The organism is Bacillus sp. CH_70, assembly GCF_038007045.1.
GTDB lineage: Bacteria > Bacillota > Bacilli > Bacillales > Bacillaceae_G > Bacillus_A > Bacillus_A cereus.
Window position 1 is genome coordinate 1,876,418 of sequence record NZ_JBBOWL010000001.1, and the last position, 16,758, is coordinate 1,893,175.

The following is a 16,758-nucleotide window of genomic DNA, read 5'->3' on the forward strand; positions in this document are numbered from 1 at the left end:
TTAGATTGAAGGTGTATATGATTGTTACGAATTAAAAATGAATTTCATATTATACATATAATGGAGGGGATGTACATGAAGGAGCAATATAAAATCATTGTTTTAAGTGATGAATTATCAGGGGATAGGATTCGAAATACATTAGACAAAAATAAATGTAAAACAATAGTTCATGTTGTAGACGTTTCAGATGTTGTTCGTATAGAAAGTTCTTTTCAATATATAGTCATTTGGAGAGTGGACGCAGAAAAACTTACAAATGACTTGATAAATAGGGGCGTGCAAAGTTCAAAAATTATTAATTTAACAAAATACATGTATGAATGGAAGGATAAATTAATTTCTATCTATCAAATAAATCCGGATCTTATGTCTTTATACATTTCTATGAAAAAAGCAAAGAGTGATCCGACGTATGAATTGTTTGCTACCGGTTTGTCTTATCCACATTGTGGCATAAGTACGGAGCTTCTCTCAAAAAAGTCAATAAAATTAACACTTCCATCGCAAGATCTATACTATGATTATTTAATAGCGTCACAACTTTTATCAAACAATCATTCATTTCAATATTGTTTAATAGGAATAGCCTATTTCTCGTTTTACTTTGATATGTCGTTATCATCTGAATCATATAGAATTCACAAAGTATATTATCCATTGTTTCAAGATGGTCATCATACTGTAGTTCACTCTCCTCTACCCACTGATGGATTCTCACATCTAAATACTCCGAAACCACTTCTTTCTATTTTTAATTTGCATTTTGAATATATTTTATTAGACGAACTAAAAGATGAATCATTGATACTGCCTTGGATAAATGCTGAATGGAATACTACTTCTCTTCATATTCCTTTTGAAGAACACGGGAAAATAAGAGCAGCTTCACATACTAAATTGGTGTATCCTCATACTTTAGTTGAAAATAAAATGATTTTTAAGAAATATTTAGAATTACTGTTGAAAAACGATATAAAGCCATTAATTGTTGTATTCCCTGTTACTTTACATTATTTCAATTGTAGTAGTAAGAAATTAAAAGAAGATTTTTATAAAGTTATAAATGAGTTTCAAACTCAATATTCTTTTCAAATCATAGACCTATTTGATTCGCCATTATTTTGTGAGGCTGATTTTTATGATAGTGATCATATGAATAAAAAAGGTGCAAATAAAATGTCCGCTTTATTAAATATGTTTATTCAGGAACGAAAAGTATGATATTTTGTTTCATGTTTGCATAAAAGTATATAGGCTCCATACAGTTAAAGTAATGTGATTTTTGTGTCGCGTATATAAATAATATGCGAAGAGGTGAGAGAGTTAAAATGAGAACTCGTATTGAAAGAACTGAAGAGGTGGTAGAGCAACTTCCATTGGTAAGTGTATTAATTCCTACGTATAATCGTCCTCACTACTTTGAAAAGGCTTTATGTAGTGTGTTAGAACAAACGTACCCTAATATAGAAATTATAGTTGGAGATGACAGCACGAATGACGAAACAGAAAAGATGTTACAAAAATATTTATGTAATCATTCAAATATTATTTATATAAAAAACAGATCAACTCTCGGACAGTTTGAAAATGCGTTAATGTTATTTCATGAAGCGAATGGTGAGTATATAAATTTTTTAATGGATGATGATATATTTCATGTGAATAAAATTGAAAAGATGATGAAGTACTTTTTCAATGATCTAGATAATGAAATTAAGCTAGTAACATCTCATCGTCAAGTAATTGATGATAAAGGGAAAGAACTACGACATATTTATTCAACTGTCCGTTTATTTGAAGAGGATACGATTATAGAGGGGACAGAATTAGGAAATAAGGTAATTGTGGAGCAAAAAAATTATATTGGAGAACCGACAACAGTTTTATTTCGTAAAAATGATTTGCAAGAACCGTATGGGATTTTTGATAAGAGGCGGTATTTATGTAACGTAGATATAGCTTCATGGTTATCTTTATTAAGTAAAGGAAAAGCAGTATATATAGCAGAGACACTTAGTTACTTTCGATTACATCCAGATCAACAGTTAAATGAATCTAATAAAATGATGGATGGGTTAGAAGATTTTTCACACAGTATTATAGCAGGAGAACAATATGGTTTCTTATCCACCGAAAAAGAGTTAGACAAAGCGATAACTAATTTTCTAGATTATGCAAGAAGGATAGTTCCATCATCCATATTATATACATTAGATTATTACCAAAAAATTAGAGAGAAGAAAATAAACATAGAAAAGAAAAAACAACATATAAATAATAATTCTTCTTTACCGAAAGTAAGTATACTTATTCCTGCGTACAATAGACCTTATTACTTGGAATTAGCACTCAACAGTGCTCTGAATCAAACATATGAAAATATAGAAATTATTATTTCTGACGACAGTACAAATAATGAAGTCAATGCTATGATTCAACCGTACTTACGTGAATATGAGTGTATTACATATGTTAAAAATGAAACGCCGTTAGTTGCCGAAAACTTTAATAAGTGTGTAGAACTTGCGGATGGGGACTATATAAACTTTTTATTAGATGATGATTTATTTCATCATGAAAAGATCGAGAGAATGATGCAATACTTTTTGACGTTAGAAAATATTTCATTTGTGACGTCATATCGTGAACTGATTGATGAGAATGGAGAGATATTACCACCTTCAACATTGAATATGAAAATCGCGAAAGAAACTACACTTTTTGAAGGAAAAGAATTAGGGAATTATATGTTAAAAAACTTAAAAAATGTAGTTGGTGAGCCGACAACTGTTTTATTTAATCGTGATTTGTTTGACGGGAAGTTTGGGTATTTTAAAGGAAAGGCTTATTCTGCTATTAATGACATTGCAACTTGGCTAGATATGATGAGGAAAGGAAAAGTAGTTTATATACAAGAACCTCTTAGTTATTTTAGACAACATAGTGGCCAAAATCAAAAACAAATGCATTTTATTTTAATGACAATTGAAGAGTGGATTGAATTAATTATAGATGCATATAATAGTGGATTTTTAAGCTCCGAAAGTGAGTATAAAGAGAGTTTATCTTATTGTTTAGAAAATGCGGGATTTATAGTTAAGGATGCAGTAAGAAATGGCGAACTAGATCAAATTTATAATGAAAAGATAAAAAAAGGATTAAACAAGTTAGTTGCTCATATGTTCGAGAAAGAATCTTGTTATTGTCAATATTGCAATAAACAATTTGAAAAATTTTCACCTTGGCCAGCGCATTATGATTTTCCAAAATACAAATTTGAGATGTGGAATAAAGATACAGGGATATGTCCAGTTTGTAATTCGATGGATCGTGAAAGATTGTATCGTGCGTACATTGAAACGGAAACGGACTTGTTAAATAGAAACTATACAATGCTTCATATTGCACCTGAAGCGAAGTTAAGAGATTGGTTTAACGAGTATAAAAATATTACGTATGTATGTGGTGACTTAGAACCAAAGGATCCATTAATGAAGGAAATTGATGTTACAAGGATTACATATGATAGTAATACTTTTGATGTAATATTATGTAGTCATGTGTTAGAACACGTTCCTGATGATGACAAAGCAATGCGAGAGTTATATAGAGTGTTAAAGCCAAATGGATGGGGAATTATTCAAGTACCAATCGTAATGAATGTAGATTTTATTGTAGAGAATGAATTAATTGTAACACCACAATTGAGGAAACTAGCTTTTGGTCAAGAAGATCATGTGAGAATTTATAATCAATCGGGATTTATTCAACGATTAATGAATGCAGGATTTAAGGTAGAATTATATAACATAGCAGAAAAACAAGGAATGAAAAGTGCTAGGAAATTTGGATTATCTGAAACAGATATGCTCTATATTGTCCGAAAATGATAGGAAGGAATAGATAGATATGGAGAATATTCCTTTTTTACGTGCTTCAACTGTACCTGTAAGTGAGTATTTGGACGAATTGAAGGAAATTGATACATCTCACATATATACGAATTATGGACCTATAAATCAACGTTTTGAGGAAACAATTATGTCGTCATTTTTTCAAAACAGGGGAGCTGTTACAACAGTAGCAAACGCAACGTTAGGGTTAATGGCGGCTATTCAACTAAAGAAAAGAAGAAAGGGAAAGTATGCTCTCATGCCTAGCTTTACATTCCCTGCGACTGCCTTAGCCGCTATTTGGTGTGGATTGGAACCTTACTTTATTGATATTTCAATAGATGATTGGTATATGGATAAAACGGTACTTTTGGATAAGATAGAAGAATTAAAAGAAGAGGTTGCGATTGTTGTCCCATACGCCACCTTTGGATCATGGATGAACTTAGAAGAATATGAAGAATTAGAGAAGAAGGGGATTCCGGTTGTCGTAGATGCGGCGCCGGGATTTGGATTAATGAATGGAGGGGTGCATTACGGTCAAGATTTTAGTGGAATGATCGTATATAGCTTTCATGCAACAAAGCCGTTCGGAATTGGTGAAGGAGGGCTCATATATAGTAAAAACGAAGAAGATATACAACGTATTAAAAGAATGGGGAATTTCGGATTTGATAAAAATCGTGAATGCACGATGATGGGGTTTAATTGTAAAATGTCTGAATACGCAGCAGCTATTGGGATTGCGACTGTAAAAAAGTGGGATCAAAAATTAAAAGAACGCACCCGTATTTCTGAATGGTATAAACAGTTGTTACAAAATACTGGGTTAATGAAAAAAGGGTGGGAAGTCCAAAAGACAGAAGCAGTTATTCACCAATTTATGCCTATCATCTGTCCAGAAGAAGTTCGCAACATACAAGTAATAGAAGAACTGAAAAAACAGAAAATAGAAGCTAGATTATACTTTTCACCATCTTGCCACCAACAAGTTCTTTTTAAAAACTATAAGTCTGCAGATTTAACAAAAACGAATAAAATAGCAAAACGAATCGTAAGTTTACCTTTATGGGAAGGAATGACGAAAGAACTAGTAGAGCAAATTGTAATCTGTTTAGAGCAGAAGGTGGTGTCGGTAGATGAATAGTTTTTATAGTCAAGAAGAACTAAAGAAAATTGGATTTTTATCTGTTGGGAAAAATGTATTGGTTAGTAAAAAAGCAAGTATATATAATCCGAGTGCTATATCAGTTGGCAATCATGTAAGAATTGATGATTTTTGCATTTTAAGTGGTAAAATCACAATTGGAAGTTATTCGCACATATCAGCGTATACAGCGTTATATGGAGGGGAAGTTGGGATTGAAATGCATGATTTTGCAAACATCTCAGCTAAAACAATCGTATATGCAGTACTTGATGATTTCAGTGGAAATACATTAATGGGGCCAACCGTCCCGAATCAATATAGGAATGTGAAAGCAGAAAAAGTTATTTTAAAAAAACATGTGATTATTGGTGCTAATTCTATTATTTTTCCAAATGTAACGGTAGGAGAAGGAACGGCAGTCGGCGCGATGAGTATGGTAAAAGAGAGTTTAGATGATTGGTATATTTACGCTGGAGTTCCCGTAAGGAAAGTAAAACCTCGTCAAAAAAAGATGCTAGAGTTAGAAATTGATTTTTTAAAAAGCATTCATTCTTAACAAAAAAGAATGAATGCTTTTTATTTTTATCCCGCTATTTGCTGGTAAAGATTCGACTGGTGAGGGCTAATTAAAGTTTCACTTTATGATAGAGCGGAGTGTATCTTAACTTATTATGTTTTAAATTTTGCTGACCAAGGCAATACTGAGCCATAGTGAATGTAAAGTTGGAGGGCGAGCGTATATGTTTGATGAGGATGGGATTGTTTTAATTATGGAACCAGCTGATGAAAGAAACTTGAGGAGATTTATTTTTTCAGTGCCAAAGTCAGTGTATGAAAAGAAGGGGCTTACATTACACTATGGAACAGCTATAGGACAAGGATATATGGATATAATTGAAGATATTATAAGCGTACATATAGAAATAGATGTTGTAACGATAATAGGGCATGTAAGAGGATAAATAGCTATTTGAAAAAGGTTATAAACAATTTAGCTAGAAGTTATGTATAGAGAAAATTACAGACAATGATAAAGACGAAGGGAGTCTAAAATGAAAATAAAATCAATTTTATTAGTATTTATAGTTTCAATTGGTTTAATGGGATGTTCAATAGTGGAAGAAGGAAAGAACTCCATAGATTATGCTCAAAAGGCGACAGACTATGTAAATGAAATAAGTGCATTTGCAAACGATGCACCAGCATTAGCAGAAAAGGCCGTTAATGATAGCGAGGCTCGAAAAGAATTAGAAACGAAGCTTAGTGAAATTAAACAAGATATACCCGCATTCAATGAATTAACGCCACCTGATGTAGCAAAGGATCTTCATCAACAAATCGTCGGATATAACGAAAAGTTAAATACGTTAATTGATACGGCGATGACAAAGATAGAAGAAGGAAAAGTGGATGTAGAGCAATTTAAAAACTCAGAGCTTATGCAGACGGTAGATCAAGTTCGAGATTTGAAAGATAAGGTGCAAAATTTAGGTCAATAGTAAAAAGCTCCGTTTGTGATAAACGGAGCTTTTTATTATTGGATACAATAAACGATTACACCAACGATAATAATAGCTGCACCAAGTAAATGATTCCACTAAATCGTATCTCCAAATAGAAATACTGACCAAAGCATTGACCATAGTATAATAATCCCGCGATGTGAATATGCTTTTGAAATTTCGAAATGTTTAATTACTTGTTGCCATAAAATTGCATATCCGAATAAAAGTACAACTAGTCCGAAATAAGCAACAAAAAATGAGATGGAAGCAATGGGAAACTTAGCTGCATGGATTTTATTGTAAAACAATAGAAGCCATGCATTCATTTTTTCCAAGGTTCTACAATATGTATTGTTTTATTTGTTGCATCCAACTCTACTTGAACACCGATAGGTATAGTAATCATTGGATGTGTATGACAACAATCGAAGTCAGCTAGAAAAGGAATTTTTTGATTTTGAAGTACTTCTAACAGTATTTCAAAAGGTTTTCGATTTGTACCACAATCATCAAATTGCTCATGTTTTCCAAGAATGATAGCTGAAATTTTATCGAATACACCGTTAATTTTAAGGAATGAAAAGCTTCTTTCGATAGTAGCTGCATCTTTTGAACTGTCCTCAATAAAGAGAATATCGCCTTCTTGAATATGTGGCATATAGGGGCTAGCCCAAATTCCTTGTATCGTGTTTAAATTCCCGCCAATAATACGACCAGTAGCTTTTCCGTCAATTACTGAAATCCAATTGTTTGGTCGAAGTTCTTTCTCCTTAGTCTTTTCTTCCCAATTAATAAATTCATCTGACCAAAATAATGGTTGTTTTATATGATAAGGAAGAGATTGATGATGTAGTAAAGTTTCTGCAAAATATTTGTATGTACAATTAACAAAAGGTTCAAATTCGCCAAAGGAAGGGACGAGAGCTGGCCCATAAAATGTAGGGATTCCTGTTTTAGCATAAATTCCTAGTAATAAAGCAGTTGCATCTGAATATCCAATCATTATTTTAGGGTTATTTAGAAAAGCATCATAATCAATATAAGGTAATATTGAATTTGAATTCATCCCACCAATTGTTGACATAATACAAGAAATATTAGGGTTTCTTATCAAGGCATTTAGTTCATCAGCACGCTCCTGTATACTACCAGAACGATAAAAATCATATCGACCTGTTAATGAACCTTCTAATATATGAAACCCTTTCTGTTGTAAGTAAGATTTTGCTCGTTCAAATCTATTTGGGGAAGTGTAGGTTACTGGTGAAGAAGGGGAGTAGATCCCAATTGTGTCTCCATATTTTAATGATTTTGGAAGTAGCATTTGTATGAATCCCTTCTATTAAATAGTTTATTTACAAGATTTTATTGTTGAATATTCTTATATTTCAGTATTATTAGTGTAACATAAACAAATTAAAATAATAATTACTGTATATGAATAAATATACTTTTTACCTTGACTGTATAAAGGAATTGTTGTTAAGGTTAAATGTGAGTGTATAAAAGGTTTGCTAAAGGAGTTTTGAAATGAATCGGTTAAAATGGGGAAGGATGACAGTCCTATTAGTCATTATTTTAGGGATATGTTGGTTCTTATTCCAAGGAAATCAAAAGAGCGTAGCGAATGTAGAAGGACAACTTTTGCAAGTGGCAGAACTACCTAAAGCAGGATTTACTGAAAAAGTAGTCCCGCCAAAGTACATCCCACCAGAAATTAACGCAAAAGCGGCTATGATTATCGATGCGAGTGATGGAGATATTATTTATCAATATAATGAAAATGAAGCTTTTGCACCGGCTAGTATGTCTAAGATGATGACAGCGTATCTCCTACTAGAGAGTATACATAACGGGAAAGTTCGCTGGGAAGATCCAGTTAAAATGAGTGCGAAGGCGGCACAAACAGAGGGAGCGAGAATCCCAGTACAAGTTAATGACACATTAACTGTTAAAGATTTATATCATGCATTAATGATTGAGTCAGCTAATAATTCAGCTGTGGCTTTAGCAGAACATATGGCAAAATCGGAGAAAGATTTCGTTCAGCTTATGGATGCAAAAGCGAAACAGTTAAAAATGTCGGAACATGCTAAATTTGCAAATGCTTCTGGATTACAAGAGCCAGATGGAAGTGAAACAAAAATGACGGCTGGTGATGTAGCACAATTGGCGTATCATCTTATAAAAGATTATCCGGAAATATTAGAAGTGACTCACTTACGTCAAAGTCAGCTAGCATTTAATAATATTAATGTTATAAGCACAAACGACATGTTAAATAAAAATAATAAAAGTTTATATATAGAAGGAATGGACGGACTAAAGACTGGATTTACAGATAGCGCAGGATACTGTTTTACGGGGACTGCAAAGCAAGGTGATAATCGAATTATTACAGTGGTCATGGGGACATCAAGTAAAACAAAACGTTTTACAGAGACAAATAAGTTAATGTCGTATGCATTTGGATTAGTTAATTAAGTAAGTAAAATACGAATCTAGATCGCTACATAAGTAAGACTGTTTGTTGTTACTAATTTTAGATAACAACAAACGGTCTTTTTATTTTAACTTTAAAAAGGAAAAAGATTCTAAATACAAGTGTTATCATTTGAGTTTATTTGTTGCTGTGATATTATAAAGTTATAAGCTTATTAATAATAAGTTTGAGGGGCGTAATATGACATATACATATGAAATAGCCTCAATTGAAAATTGGAGGGAATTATGATGGCAAAAGATTTTTACTCAGCAATTGAAGACAGAAGATCTATTTATGCAATTAGTAAAGAGCAAGTAGTTTCTGATGAAAAAATTCAAGAAGTGATTTATCATGCTGTAAAACATACACCTTCAGCTTTTAATTCTCAAAGTGCTCGCGTTGTTGTTTTATTAGGAGAACAACATGATAAATTATGGGATATTACGAAAGAAACATTAAGAAAAATTGTACCTGAAAATAACTTTGCACCTACTGAAGAAAAAATGAACGCATTTAAAAGTGGTTATGGAACGGTTTTATATTTTGAAGACAGTGAAGTTGTGGAAGGCCTTCAAGCAAACTTTGCATTATATAAAGATAATTTCCCAACTTGGTCTCAGCAATCATCAGGAATGTTACAATTTGCAATTTGGACAGCTTTAGAAATTGAAGGGTTTGGTGCTACGTTGCAGCATTACAATCCGCTAATTGATGAAGAAGTGAGAAAAGAGTGGGATGTTCCAGCAAATTGGAAGCTCACTGCGCAAATGCCATTTGGTAAACCGGTAGTACATGCTGGTGAAAAAGAATTCCAACCGTTAGAAAACCGTGTGAAAATTTATAAATAAAATAATTTGATAAAAGGTGAACAGGAATATAACCTGTTCACCTTTTTTATACGTAATAAGGGTTTTTTTGTCCAGCATTTTTCATCTGATTTTTTAATTCATTTTTACGTATTTCAATAGCTGATACTTTTTGTAATGTTATCATTGAAACGAATTGAATAAAAGCATAGTATGGCTCTATATTTTTTTGTATTGGATCATCTATTATATTTCTCACAAATATGCCTCCTCTTTTTATTCCAATAAAATTCCGCATTAATGGGTAGCCCGAGTAGTGAGGGTTAATAATTAGCGGGGGGATAAAACCTTTACTAATTAAAGTTTTATTATGATATATAATACTATGATTATCCTATAAATTCCATTATCGGAAAAGAAAACAGTTGGTATAGTGTGTGTTTTCTTTAAAGGAGAAATGGTTTTTGTGAAATAAATCTTACAATTCGTCAAATTATTTCAAAATTGTAGATAGTATAGAAATTTAGTTTTCTAAAAATATTATACTATTGATAAATAGAGTGATTTTTGTCATGATGAAAGTATACTTCATGTAAGGAGCTTTATAAGGAAATACATAATGTGGTTTGTATTAGGTTAATAGAATTTTTTATAGAAGATAGAAAAGGGATGTTTTATATTGAGATATTAAATGAAATGTCGAATTTTTATGCGATATATAAGAAATTTGAAAAAATCATTGCAAAAACACTATAATTAATGATAAAGTTCACATGAAGTTCACACGGATTTCACTTTGTTCATTTAAAATGAACTCTGTGTGAAAAATAAAACTCTTGCTAAAAAATGGAACTGGATGAATATTTTACTTTGATAATATTGTAAAGTATTAAAGTTTTAAGTTTTTTTTTAAGAGGATAGTAGGGAAAGGAAGTAAAGACAACTTATGAAAAAAGTAATTGCAGGTTTAGCAGCAGCTTCTGTAGCTGGCGTTGCAGTTCCAGGAATGGATTCTGCTCATGCACAAGTTTCAAATGAAGCGCTAAAAGAAATTAATGGACAAACTCAAACTCAAACGACTGTAACTGAAACAAAAACTGTAGAAACAACTTCTGAATTAAAATACACAGTAACTGCTGATGTATTAAATGTTCGTTCAGGTGCTGGTACAGGACATAACGTTATTTCTAAAGTGAAATCAGGTCAAGTGCTACAAGTAGTTGGACAAGAAAACGGTTGGTTCAAAGTAAACGTAAATGGTCAAACAGGTTATGTAAGTGGTGACTTCGTAACGACTGGTGGCAAAACAGGAACGACTGTTCAACAAGGAACAGGTACTTACACAGTAAACGTTTCTTCACTTAACGTACGTACAGGCCCAAGTACATCTCATACAGTATTAGGTTCTGTAAACAAAGGTAAAACAGTACAAGTTGTAGGTGAAGTACAAGATTGGTTTAAAATCAACTTCAATGGTGGAACTGGATACGTAAGCAAAGACTTCGTAACAAAAGGTGGTTCTGCTGTATCTAACCAAACACAACAACCAACTACAAACAACAATACTACAACAGTTCAAACTGGTGGTTCTTATGTTGTTAACACTGGTGCTTTAAAAGTACGTACAGGCCCAGCTACATACAACGCTGTAATCGGTGGAGTAACAAATGGTAAAGTACTAAACGTTACTGGCGCTGAAAATGGCTGGTACAAAATTAACCATAACGGCCGCACGGGTTACGTAAGTGCAGACTTCGTTAAGTTTGTAAAAGGCGGAGTAAACAACGTTACAAATAACAATAACAATAACAATAACGTTACAAATAACGTTCAACAACCAGGTAAAGACGTACAAAAACCAACAACAGGTGGAGATACATCTTCAATCGCTGGATTCGCTAGATCTTTAAATGGTTCACCATACAGAACTGCTGGTACAACACCTGCTGGTTTTGACTGCAGTGGATTCATTCACTACGTATTAAATCAAACTGGTCATAAAGGCGCTCGTCAAACAGTTGCTGGATACTGGAGCTCTAAAACAAAAACTAGCAATCCACAACCAGGTGATTTAGTATACTTCCAAAATACTTATAAATCAGGTCCTTCTCACATGGGTGTTTACTTAGGAAACGGTCAGTTCATTAGTGCAGAAACAGATGCAACTGGTGTACGTATTAGTTCTGTAAGTAACTCTTACTGGAGCAAGCACCTATTAGGTTACACAAAAGCATACTAAGAAAAAGTAGTTTTATATACTTTTCGTATAGAGAAAAGGCTTTCCAAGGAAACTTGGGAAGCCTTTTTATAGTTGTATAAATTGGAAGTTTAATAGTTTTTATGTTAAATTTCCATTTAAAAATCGATCATATAAGTCATGGAAATAGTTAGGACGAAATAAGTTCGCTGCATGTCCTGCTAAAGGTATTTCCTTATATAGAACGTTAGGTAAAATAGATTTCAAATCAAATAGACAAGATTTATAGAGATGATCATGCTCTCCCATTACCCATAGTATAGGGTGAGGAAGTGATTTTAATTTAGACTTTAAATCGAATTCTAACCGATGTCGTAATGACTGGGCAATAATGGATGAATGTAATTGTAATCCGAAACGGTAGTAAATATTTCTTGAAATGACTGCAAACGGATTTGCTTTTAGTATACCACTTGGAAAAATAGTATTTGCGTATTGAGAGAGCCATTTAGAGTATTCATCCCCTCGCTTCTCCCAAAAATTTTGGAATACGCTATATAAGCGAGAAGGGTTATTGTAATGTCCTCCAATATGACAAATACTTAATACTTTTTCTGGATGCATTTGTGCAAAAATTGTAGAGATGTAACAGCCGTAACTTAGCGCACAAATATGAGCTTTTTTAATACCTTCTTGTTCATATAAGTTTAATAATTGATCTACGAGACGCTGTAATGAAAAGTCGATTGCTTCTCCTTTATCATCACCGTGACCTAATAAGTCATAAGTTATAATGTTGTAGGAGGCAGAAAATCGTTTTTGCTCCTTTTTGAAGGCGCGACGATTGCCAACTAATCCATGAATAAAAATAATTGTTTCCTTTTCAGAATGTATATTTGTTTGCAAAAAGGATACTCCTTTCACTAACTGGAGATTTATATCGTGTTTTAAATTATTTATCTATAATTCACATAGAATAATATTAAGTACCAGGTAATAATATCAGATGTTTATATCTGTTGTAAAGATGAGTTTTTATGTATATTTTGTAAAAATAGAAAAAGTGTGTTTACATTCAGTTTACATTTGTATCGTATTCTAATTTTAGAAAGAATAGTTTGGTTTAACATGAGGAGATGAACAGGAATGGAAGTTAGAAATGAAATGAAGAAAAAAGGGAGCTGGAGGCAGTTTTTACGCCTTATTCAAGATACAAATCCTCCGAAAGGAATTTTAATTTTTGCGTTATTAATGAGTTTGCTTTCTACGGGAGCGAGTTTATTTATTCCTATGCTAACAAAAGGATTAGTAGATAATTTTTCGCTTTCTTCAATTAGTGCAGGACAAATTGTTGGGTTAGTTGCTTTCTTTGTAATGCAAACTATTGCGGCAGGGTTGTCTATATATTTACTAAATTATATTGGGCAGAAGATTGTAGCGGGACTAAGAGAACGTTTGTGGAAAAAGGTACTTATCTTGCCGGTATCTTATTACGATCAAAATAGAACAGGTGATACCATTAGCCGTATGACGAATGATACAGGTGTTGTGAAAACGTTAATTTCTGAGCATTTGTCAAACTTATTAACAGGTGGTATTTCAATTGTTGGATCGTTAATTGTATTATTTGTGTTAGATTGGAAAATGACTGCTTTACTTTTAACGGTTATTCCGTTGTCTGTATTAATTTTAGTTCCACTTGGACGAAAAATGTATAAGATTTCAAAAGCGCTTCAAGATGAAACGGCATCTTTTACAAGTGTGTTAACGCAAGTGTTATCAGAAATTCGTTTAGTGAAATCTTCAAATACAGAAAAAAGAGAATATGAAACGGGTAATACAGGCATACAAAAGTTATTACAATTTGGTTTGAAAGAAGGAAAAGTGCAAGCATTAATTTCGCCAGTTATGTCGTTTGTTTTAATGGCACTACTTGTTATTATCGTAGGATATGGCGGGATGAGAGTTTCTAGCGGTGCATTAACAACTGGTGAACTTGTAGCGTTTATTTTGTATTTAGTTCAAATTGTAATGCCGATGAGTCAATTATCTATGTTCTTTACACAATTCCAAAAGGCAATTGGTGCAACGGAAAGAATTAGTACGATTTTAGAATATAAAGTAGAAGATCATGAAACTGGTGTGAAAGTGACAAATGCTAAGCAACCGATCGTTCTTGAAAATGTACATTTTGAGTATAACGAAGAAGAGCAAGTTTTGAAAAATATTGATTTCACAATTGAATCTGGAAAAGTGACAGCGATTGTAGGACCAAGTGGTAGTGGGAAAACAACGTTATTCTCATTACTGGAACGTTTTTATGAGCCAACTAGTGGTGCCATTAAATTAGGAAAAGAATCAATTACGAGTTATTCATTACAGTCATGGCGACGTCAAATCGGTTACGTATCACAAGATAGTCCGTTAATCGATGGAACGATTCGTGATAATATTTGTTACGGCGTTGAAGGTGAAGTAACGGATGAAGAAATTGAAAAAGTAGCAGCAATGGCATATGTTGATGCATTTATTCATGACTTACCAAACGGTTATGCAACAGAAGTTGGAGAACGCGGTGTGAAGCTTTCTGGTGGACAAAGACAGCGAATTGCCATTGCCCGAGCGTTACTTCGAAATCCGCAAATTCTTATGCTCGATGAGGCAACTTCAAGCTTAGATAGTAAATCTGAGTCTGTCGTTCAAAAAGCGTTAAATAACTTAATGAAAGGCAGAACAACGTTAGTGATTGCGCATAGACTTTCTACTGTTGTAGATGCAGATAAAATTATCTTTATTGAAAAAGGGAATCTTACAGGTAGTGGTACGCATGATGAATTATTACAGACGCATGATATGTATCGTGAGTTTGCAACGCAACAATTGAAAATTAAAGAGGGTGCATTTTAAAAAAATATATTAGATGCTAAGTAGAAAGGAAATGGTTCCTTTGATACCTAAAATTTTAATAGTAGACGACGATCCACACATTAGGGAACTCGTTTCTGTATTTTTAGAACGAGAAGGTTTTCAAACATATGAGGCAATTGATGGAGTAGATGCACTTCGGAAAATGGATGACGTAAAAGTCGATATGGTTATTCTTGATATCATGATGCCAAATATGGATGGATTTGATGTATGTTTTGAATTAAGAAAATACTATGATATCCCGGTTCTGATGCTAACTGCCAAAGGGGAAACATCACAAAAAGTAAAAGGATTTCACCTTGGGACAGATGATTATCTTGTAAAGCCATTTGACCCTATAGAACTAGTAGTGAGAGTAAAGGCATTATTGAAACGTTACCAAATTACAGTTTCACAATCGATTCAAGTTGGAAATGTATTATTAAATCGTAAAACATTCGAAGTTACATCTGGAGAACAAACGGTTATGTTACCGTTAAAAGAATTTGAGCTGCTCTTTACTTTAGGGTCTAAATCGGGAAGAACTTGTTCGAGAGAGCAATTAATTGAAGAAATATGGGGATATGATTTTGAAGGGAATGAACGTACACTAGACGTTCATATTAATCGGTTACGTGAGAAGTTTCAAGAAGAGCAGTCGAAATTTAGTATTAAAACAATAAGAGGATTAGGGTATCGCTTAGAGGTAAGTAAATGAGAAAAAGAAAACGAATGAGTAAGTTGAAGATGCTGAAAGTATTTGGAGCGGTATTAGCGCTCTTTTCTTTTCTTACTATCATTTGGTCTATCGCATTTTATGTAGCAACTAGTATATTGAATGCTTTTGACGTAAACGTATCGCCATTTGTTGCCTTTCTAATTAGTGATATGGTCGGTTTTGTATTTATTATTCTTATTTGGACATTAATTGGAATATTAATGAGGCCAAAACGAGAGGCAATGATTTGGACTATTATTGAACCGATACAAAAAATTGCAAAAGGAGACTTCTCCGTAAAAATACGAAATGAAGAAAAGTATGATGGAGAAATTGGTGTGCTCGTAAAAAGTATAAATGATATGACAGATGAACTGAATACGATGGAGAAAATGAGACAAGAATTTGTATCGAATGTTTCTCATGAAATACAGTCACCATTAACTTCTATAAAAGGGTTTGCTAGAGCACTACAAGACGATAATCTTTCTGAGGAAAAAAGAAAACATTATCTTACCATTATTGAAACTGAAACAACGAGATTATCTAAACTAAGTCAAAACTTATTGAAGCTAACTCTTTTAGAATCAGAAGAGTATATACCAGAAAGAGTGAGTTATCGATTAGATCAGCAGTTAAAGCAAATTGTGTTAAATAGTGAACCACTCTGGGCTGAAAAAGAAATCGAGTTAGAACTAGATTTAGAAAAAGTACATGTTATTGCTGACCAAGAAAGTATGAGTCAAGTGTGGATTAATTTAATTCATAATAGTATTAAATTTACTCCAAGCGGTGGCACGATTACTATTCAGTTAAAGGAACATGAAACAGTAGTGGAAGTGCGCATCCGTGATTCGGGAATCGGTATATCAGAAGAACAGAAACAACATATTTTTGAGCGTTTTTATAAAGCGGATTCTTCACGAAATCGTGCCTATGGAGGAAGTGGCCTAGGTTTAGCTATTGTAAAAAAAGTACTCGACCTTCATCAAGGAGAGATAAAAGTAGAGAGTGAAGAAGGAAATGGAACAGAATTTATTGTGTGTATTCCTAATTATGAAGAAAAATAGTGTTAGAAGGAGAGCCTTCTAACA

At 33.0% G+C, this 16,758-nt stretch carries 15 protein-coding genes and 1 pseudogene; 12 read left to right on the plus strand and 4 right to left on the minus strand.

From position 1 onward, the window contains the following. Window positions 1-75 precede the first annotated feature (75 nt). The 6 genes from N2V79_RS09650 (at window position 76) to N2V79_RS09675 (ending at window position 6,545) form a co-directional block, all read left to right on the plus strand. Window positions 76-1,224 (plus strand): hypothetical protein, encoded by a 1,149-nt coding sequence (locus N2V79_RS09650; protein ID WP_069355428.1) that lies wholly within the window; start codon window positions 76-78, stop codon window positions 1,222-1,224. Window positions 1,225-1,331: 107 nt separating this feature from the next. Continuing rightward, window positions 1,332-3,893, plus strand: a complete 2,562-nt coding sequence (locus tag N2V79_RS09655) for a glycosyltransferase (protein ID WP_106822323.1) — start codon at window positions 1,332-1,334, stop codon at window positions 3,891-3,893. Window positions 3,894-3,912: 19 nt separating this feature from the next. Beyond that, window positions 3,913-5,043, plus strand: a complete 1,131-nt coding sequence (locus tag N2V79_RS09660) for an aminotransferase class I/II-fold pyridoxal phosphate-dependent enzyme (protein ID WP_340719803.1) — start codon at window positions 3,913-3,915, stop codon at window positions 5,041-5,043. After that, the gene (locus N2V79_RS09665) at window positions 5,036-5,602 is read left to right on the plus strand and encodes an acyltransferase (RefSeq protein WP_001084185.1); all 567 of its coding nucleotides are present in this window, start codon (window positions 5,036-5,038) and stop codon (window positions 5,600-5,602) included. Before N2V79_RS09660 ends, N2V79_RS09665 begins: the two co-directional genes overlap by 8 nt. Window positions 5,603-5,786: 184 nt before the next feature. After that, the gene (locus N2V79_RS09670) at window positions 5,787-6,008 is read left to right on the plus strand and encodes a hypothetical protein (RefSeq protein WP_000459099.1); all 222 of its coding nucleotides are present in this window, start codon (window positions 5,787-5,789) and stop codon (window positions 6,006-6,008) included. A 90-nt stretch (window positions 6,009-6,098) separates the two neighbouring features. Next, the gene (locus N2V79_RS09675; RefSeq protein ID WP_000695203.1) at window positions 6,099-6,545 is read left to right on the plus strand and encodes a DUF6376 family protein; all 447 of its coding nucleotides are present in this window, start codon (window positions 6,099-6,101) and stop codon (window positions 6,543-6,545) included. 101 nt (window positions 6,546-6,646) lie between these two features. Here the strand turns inward: N2V79_RS09675 and N2V79_RS09680 are convergent. Beyond that, window positions 6,647-6,877, minus strand: a pseudogene (locus N2V79_RS09680) (hypothetical protein); the annotation flags it as partial. Beyond that, the gene (locus tag N2V79_RS09685; protein ID WP_069355431.1) at window positions 6,874-7,875 is read right to left on the minus strand and encodes a S66 family peptidase; all 1,002 of its coding nucleotides are present in this window, start codon (window positions 7,873-7,875) and stop codon (window positions 6,874-6,876) included. The pseudogene N2V79_RS09680 and the gene N2V79_RS09685, both read right to left, overlap by 4 nt. Before the next feature lie 206 nt (window positions 7,876-8,081). On the opposite strand from N2V79_RS09685, the gene N2V79_RS09690 reads away from it, so the two are divergent. Then, on the plus strand, window positions 8,082-9,035 hold the full coding sequence (locus N2V79_RS09690) for a D-alanyl-D-alanine carboxypeptidase family protein (RefSeq protein WP_053564729.1): 954 nt from the start codon (window positions 8,082-8,084) through the stop codon (window positions 9,033-9,035). Window positions 9,036-9,281: 246 nt separating this feature from the next. Then, entirely contained in the window at window positions 9,282-9,884 is a 603-nt protein-coding gene (locus N2V79_RS09695) for a nitroreductase family protein (protein ID WP_002093949.1), read from the plus strand. A 46-nt stretch (window positions 9,885-9,930) separates the two neighbouring features. Here N2V79_RS09695 and N2V79_RS09700 read toward each other — a convergent pair whose 3' ends face one another. Continuing rightward, on the minus strand, window positions 9,931-10,101 hold the full coding sequence (locus N2V79_RS09700; protein WP_001244281.1) for a hypothetical protein: 171 nt from the start codon (window positions 10,099-10,101) through the stop codon (window positions 9,931-9,933). 687 nt (window positions 10,102-10,788) lie between these two features. On the opposite strand from N2V79_RS09700, the gene entFM reads away from it, so the two are divergent. Next, window positions 10,789-12,081: an enterotoxin EntFM gene (gene entFM / locus N2V79_RS09705; RefSeq protein WP_053564727.1), complete on the plus strand. Its 1,293-nt coding sequence runs from the start codon at window positions 10,789-10,791 to the stop codon at window positions 12,079-12,081. A 99-nt stretch (window positions 12,082-12,180) separates the two neighbouring features. Here entFM and N2V79_RS09710 read toward each other — a convergent pair whose 3' ends face one another. Beyond that, window positions 12,181-12,945: an alpha/beta fold hydrolase gene (locus tag N2V79_RS09710; protein WP_340719804.1), complete on the minus strand. Its 765-nt coding sequence runs from the start codon at window positions 12,943-12,945 to the stop codon at window positions 12,181-12,183. A gap of 240 nt (window positions 12,946-13,185) precedes the next feature. On the opposite strand from N2V79_RS09710, the gene N2V79_RS09715 reads away from it, so the two are divergent. Genes N2V79_RS09715 through hitS form a run of 3 tightly spaced genes read left to right on the plus strand, consistent with a single transcriptional unit; the run spans window position 13,186 to window position 16,734 of the window. Continuing rightward, window positions 13,186-14,946 carry an ABC transporter ATP-binding protein gene (locus tag N2V79_RS09715; protein ID WP_053564725.1) on the plus strand — a complete coding sequence of 587 codons (1,761 nt, stop codon included), beginning with the start codon at window positions 13,186-13,188 and terminating at the stop codon, window positions 14,944-14,946. A 40-nt stretch (window positions 14,947-14,986) separates the two neighbouring features. Then, the gene (gene hitR, locus N2V79_RS09720) at window positions 14,987-15,664 is read left to right on the plus strand and encodes an envelope stress response regulator transcription factor HitR (protein ID WP_015055113.1); all 678 of its coding nucleotides are present in this window, start codon (window positions 14,987-14,989) and stop codon (window positions 15,662-15,664) included. After that, window positions 15,661-16,734 (plus strand): envelope stress sensor histidine kinase HitS, encoded by a 1,074-nt coding sequence (gene hitS / locus N2V79_RS09725; protein ID WP_053564724.1) that lies wholly within the window; start codon window positions 15,661-15,663, stop codon window positions 16,732-16,734. The genes hitR and hitS overlap by 4 nt, the downstream gene beginning before the upstream one ends. Window positions 16,735-16,758 lie beyond the last annotated feature (24 nt).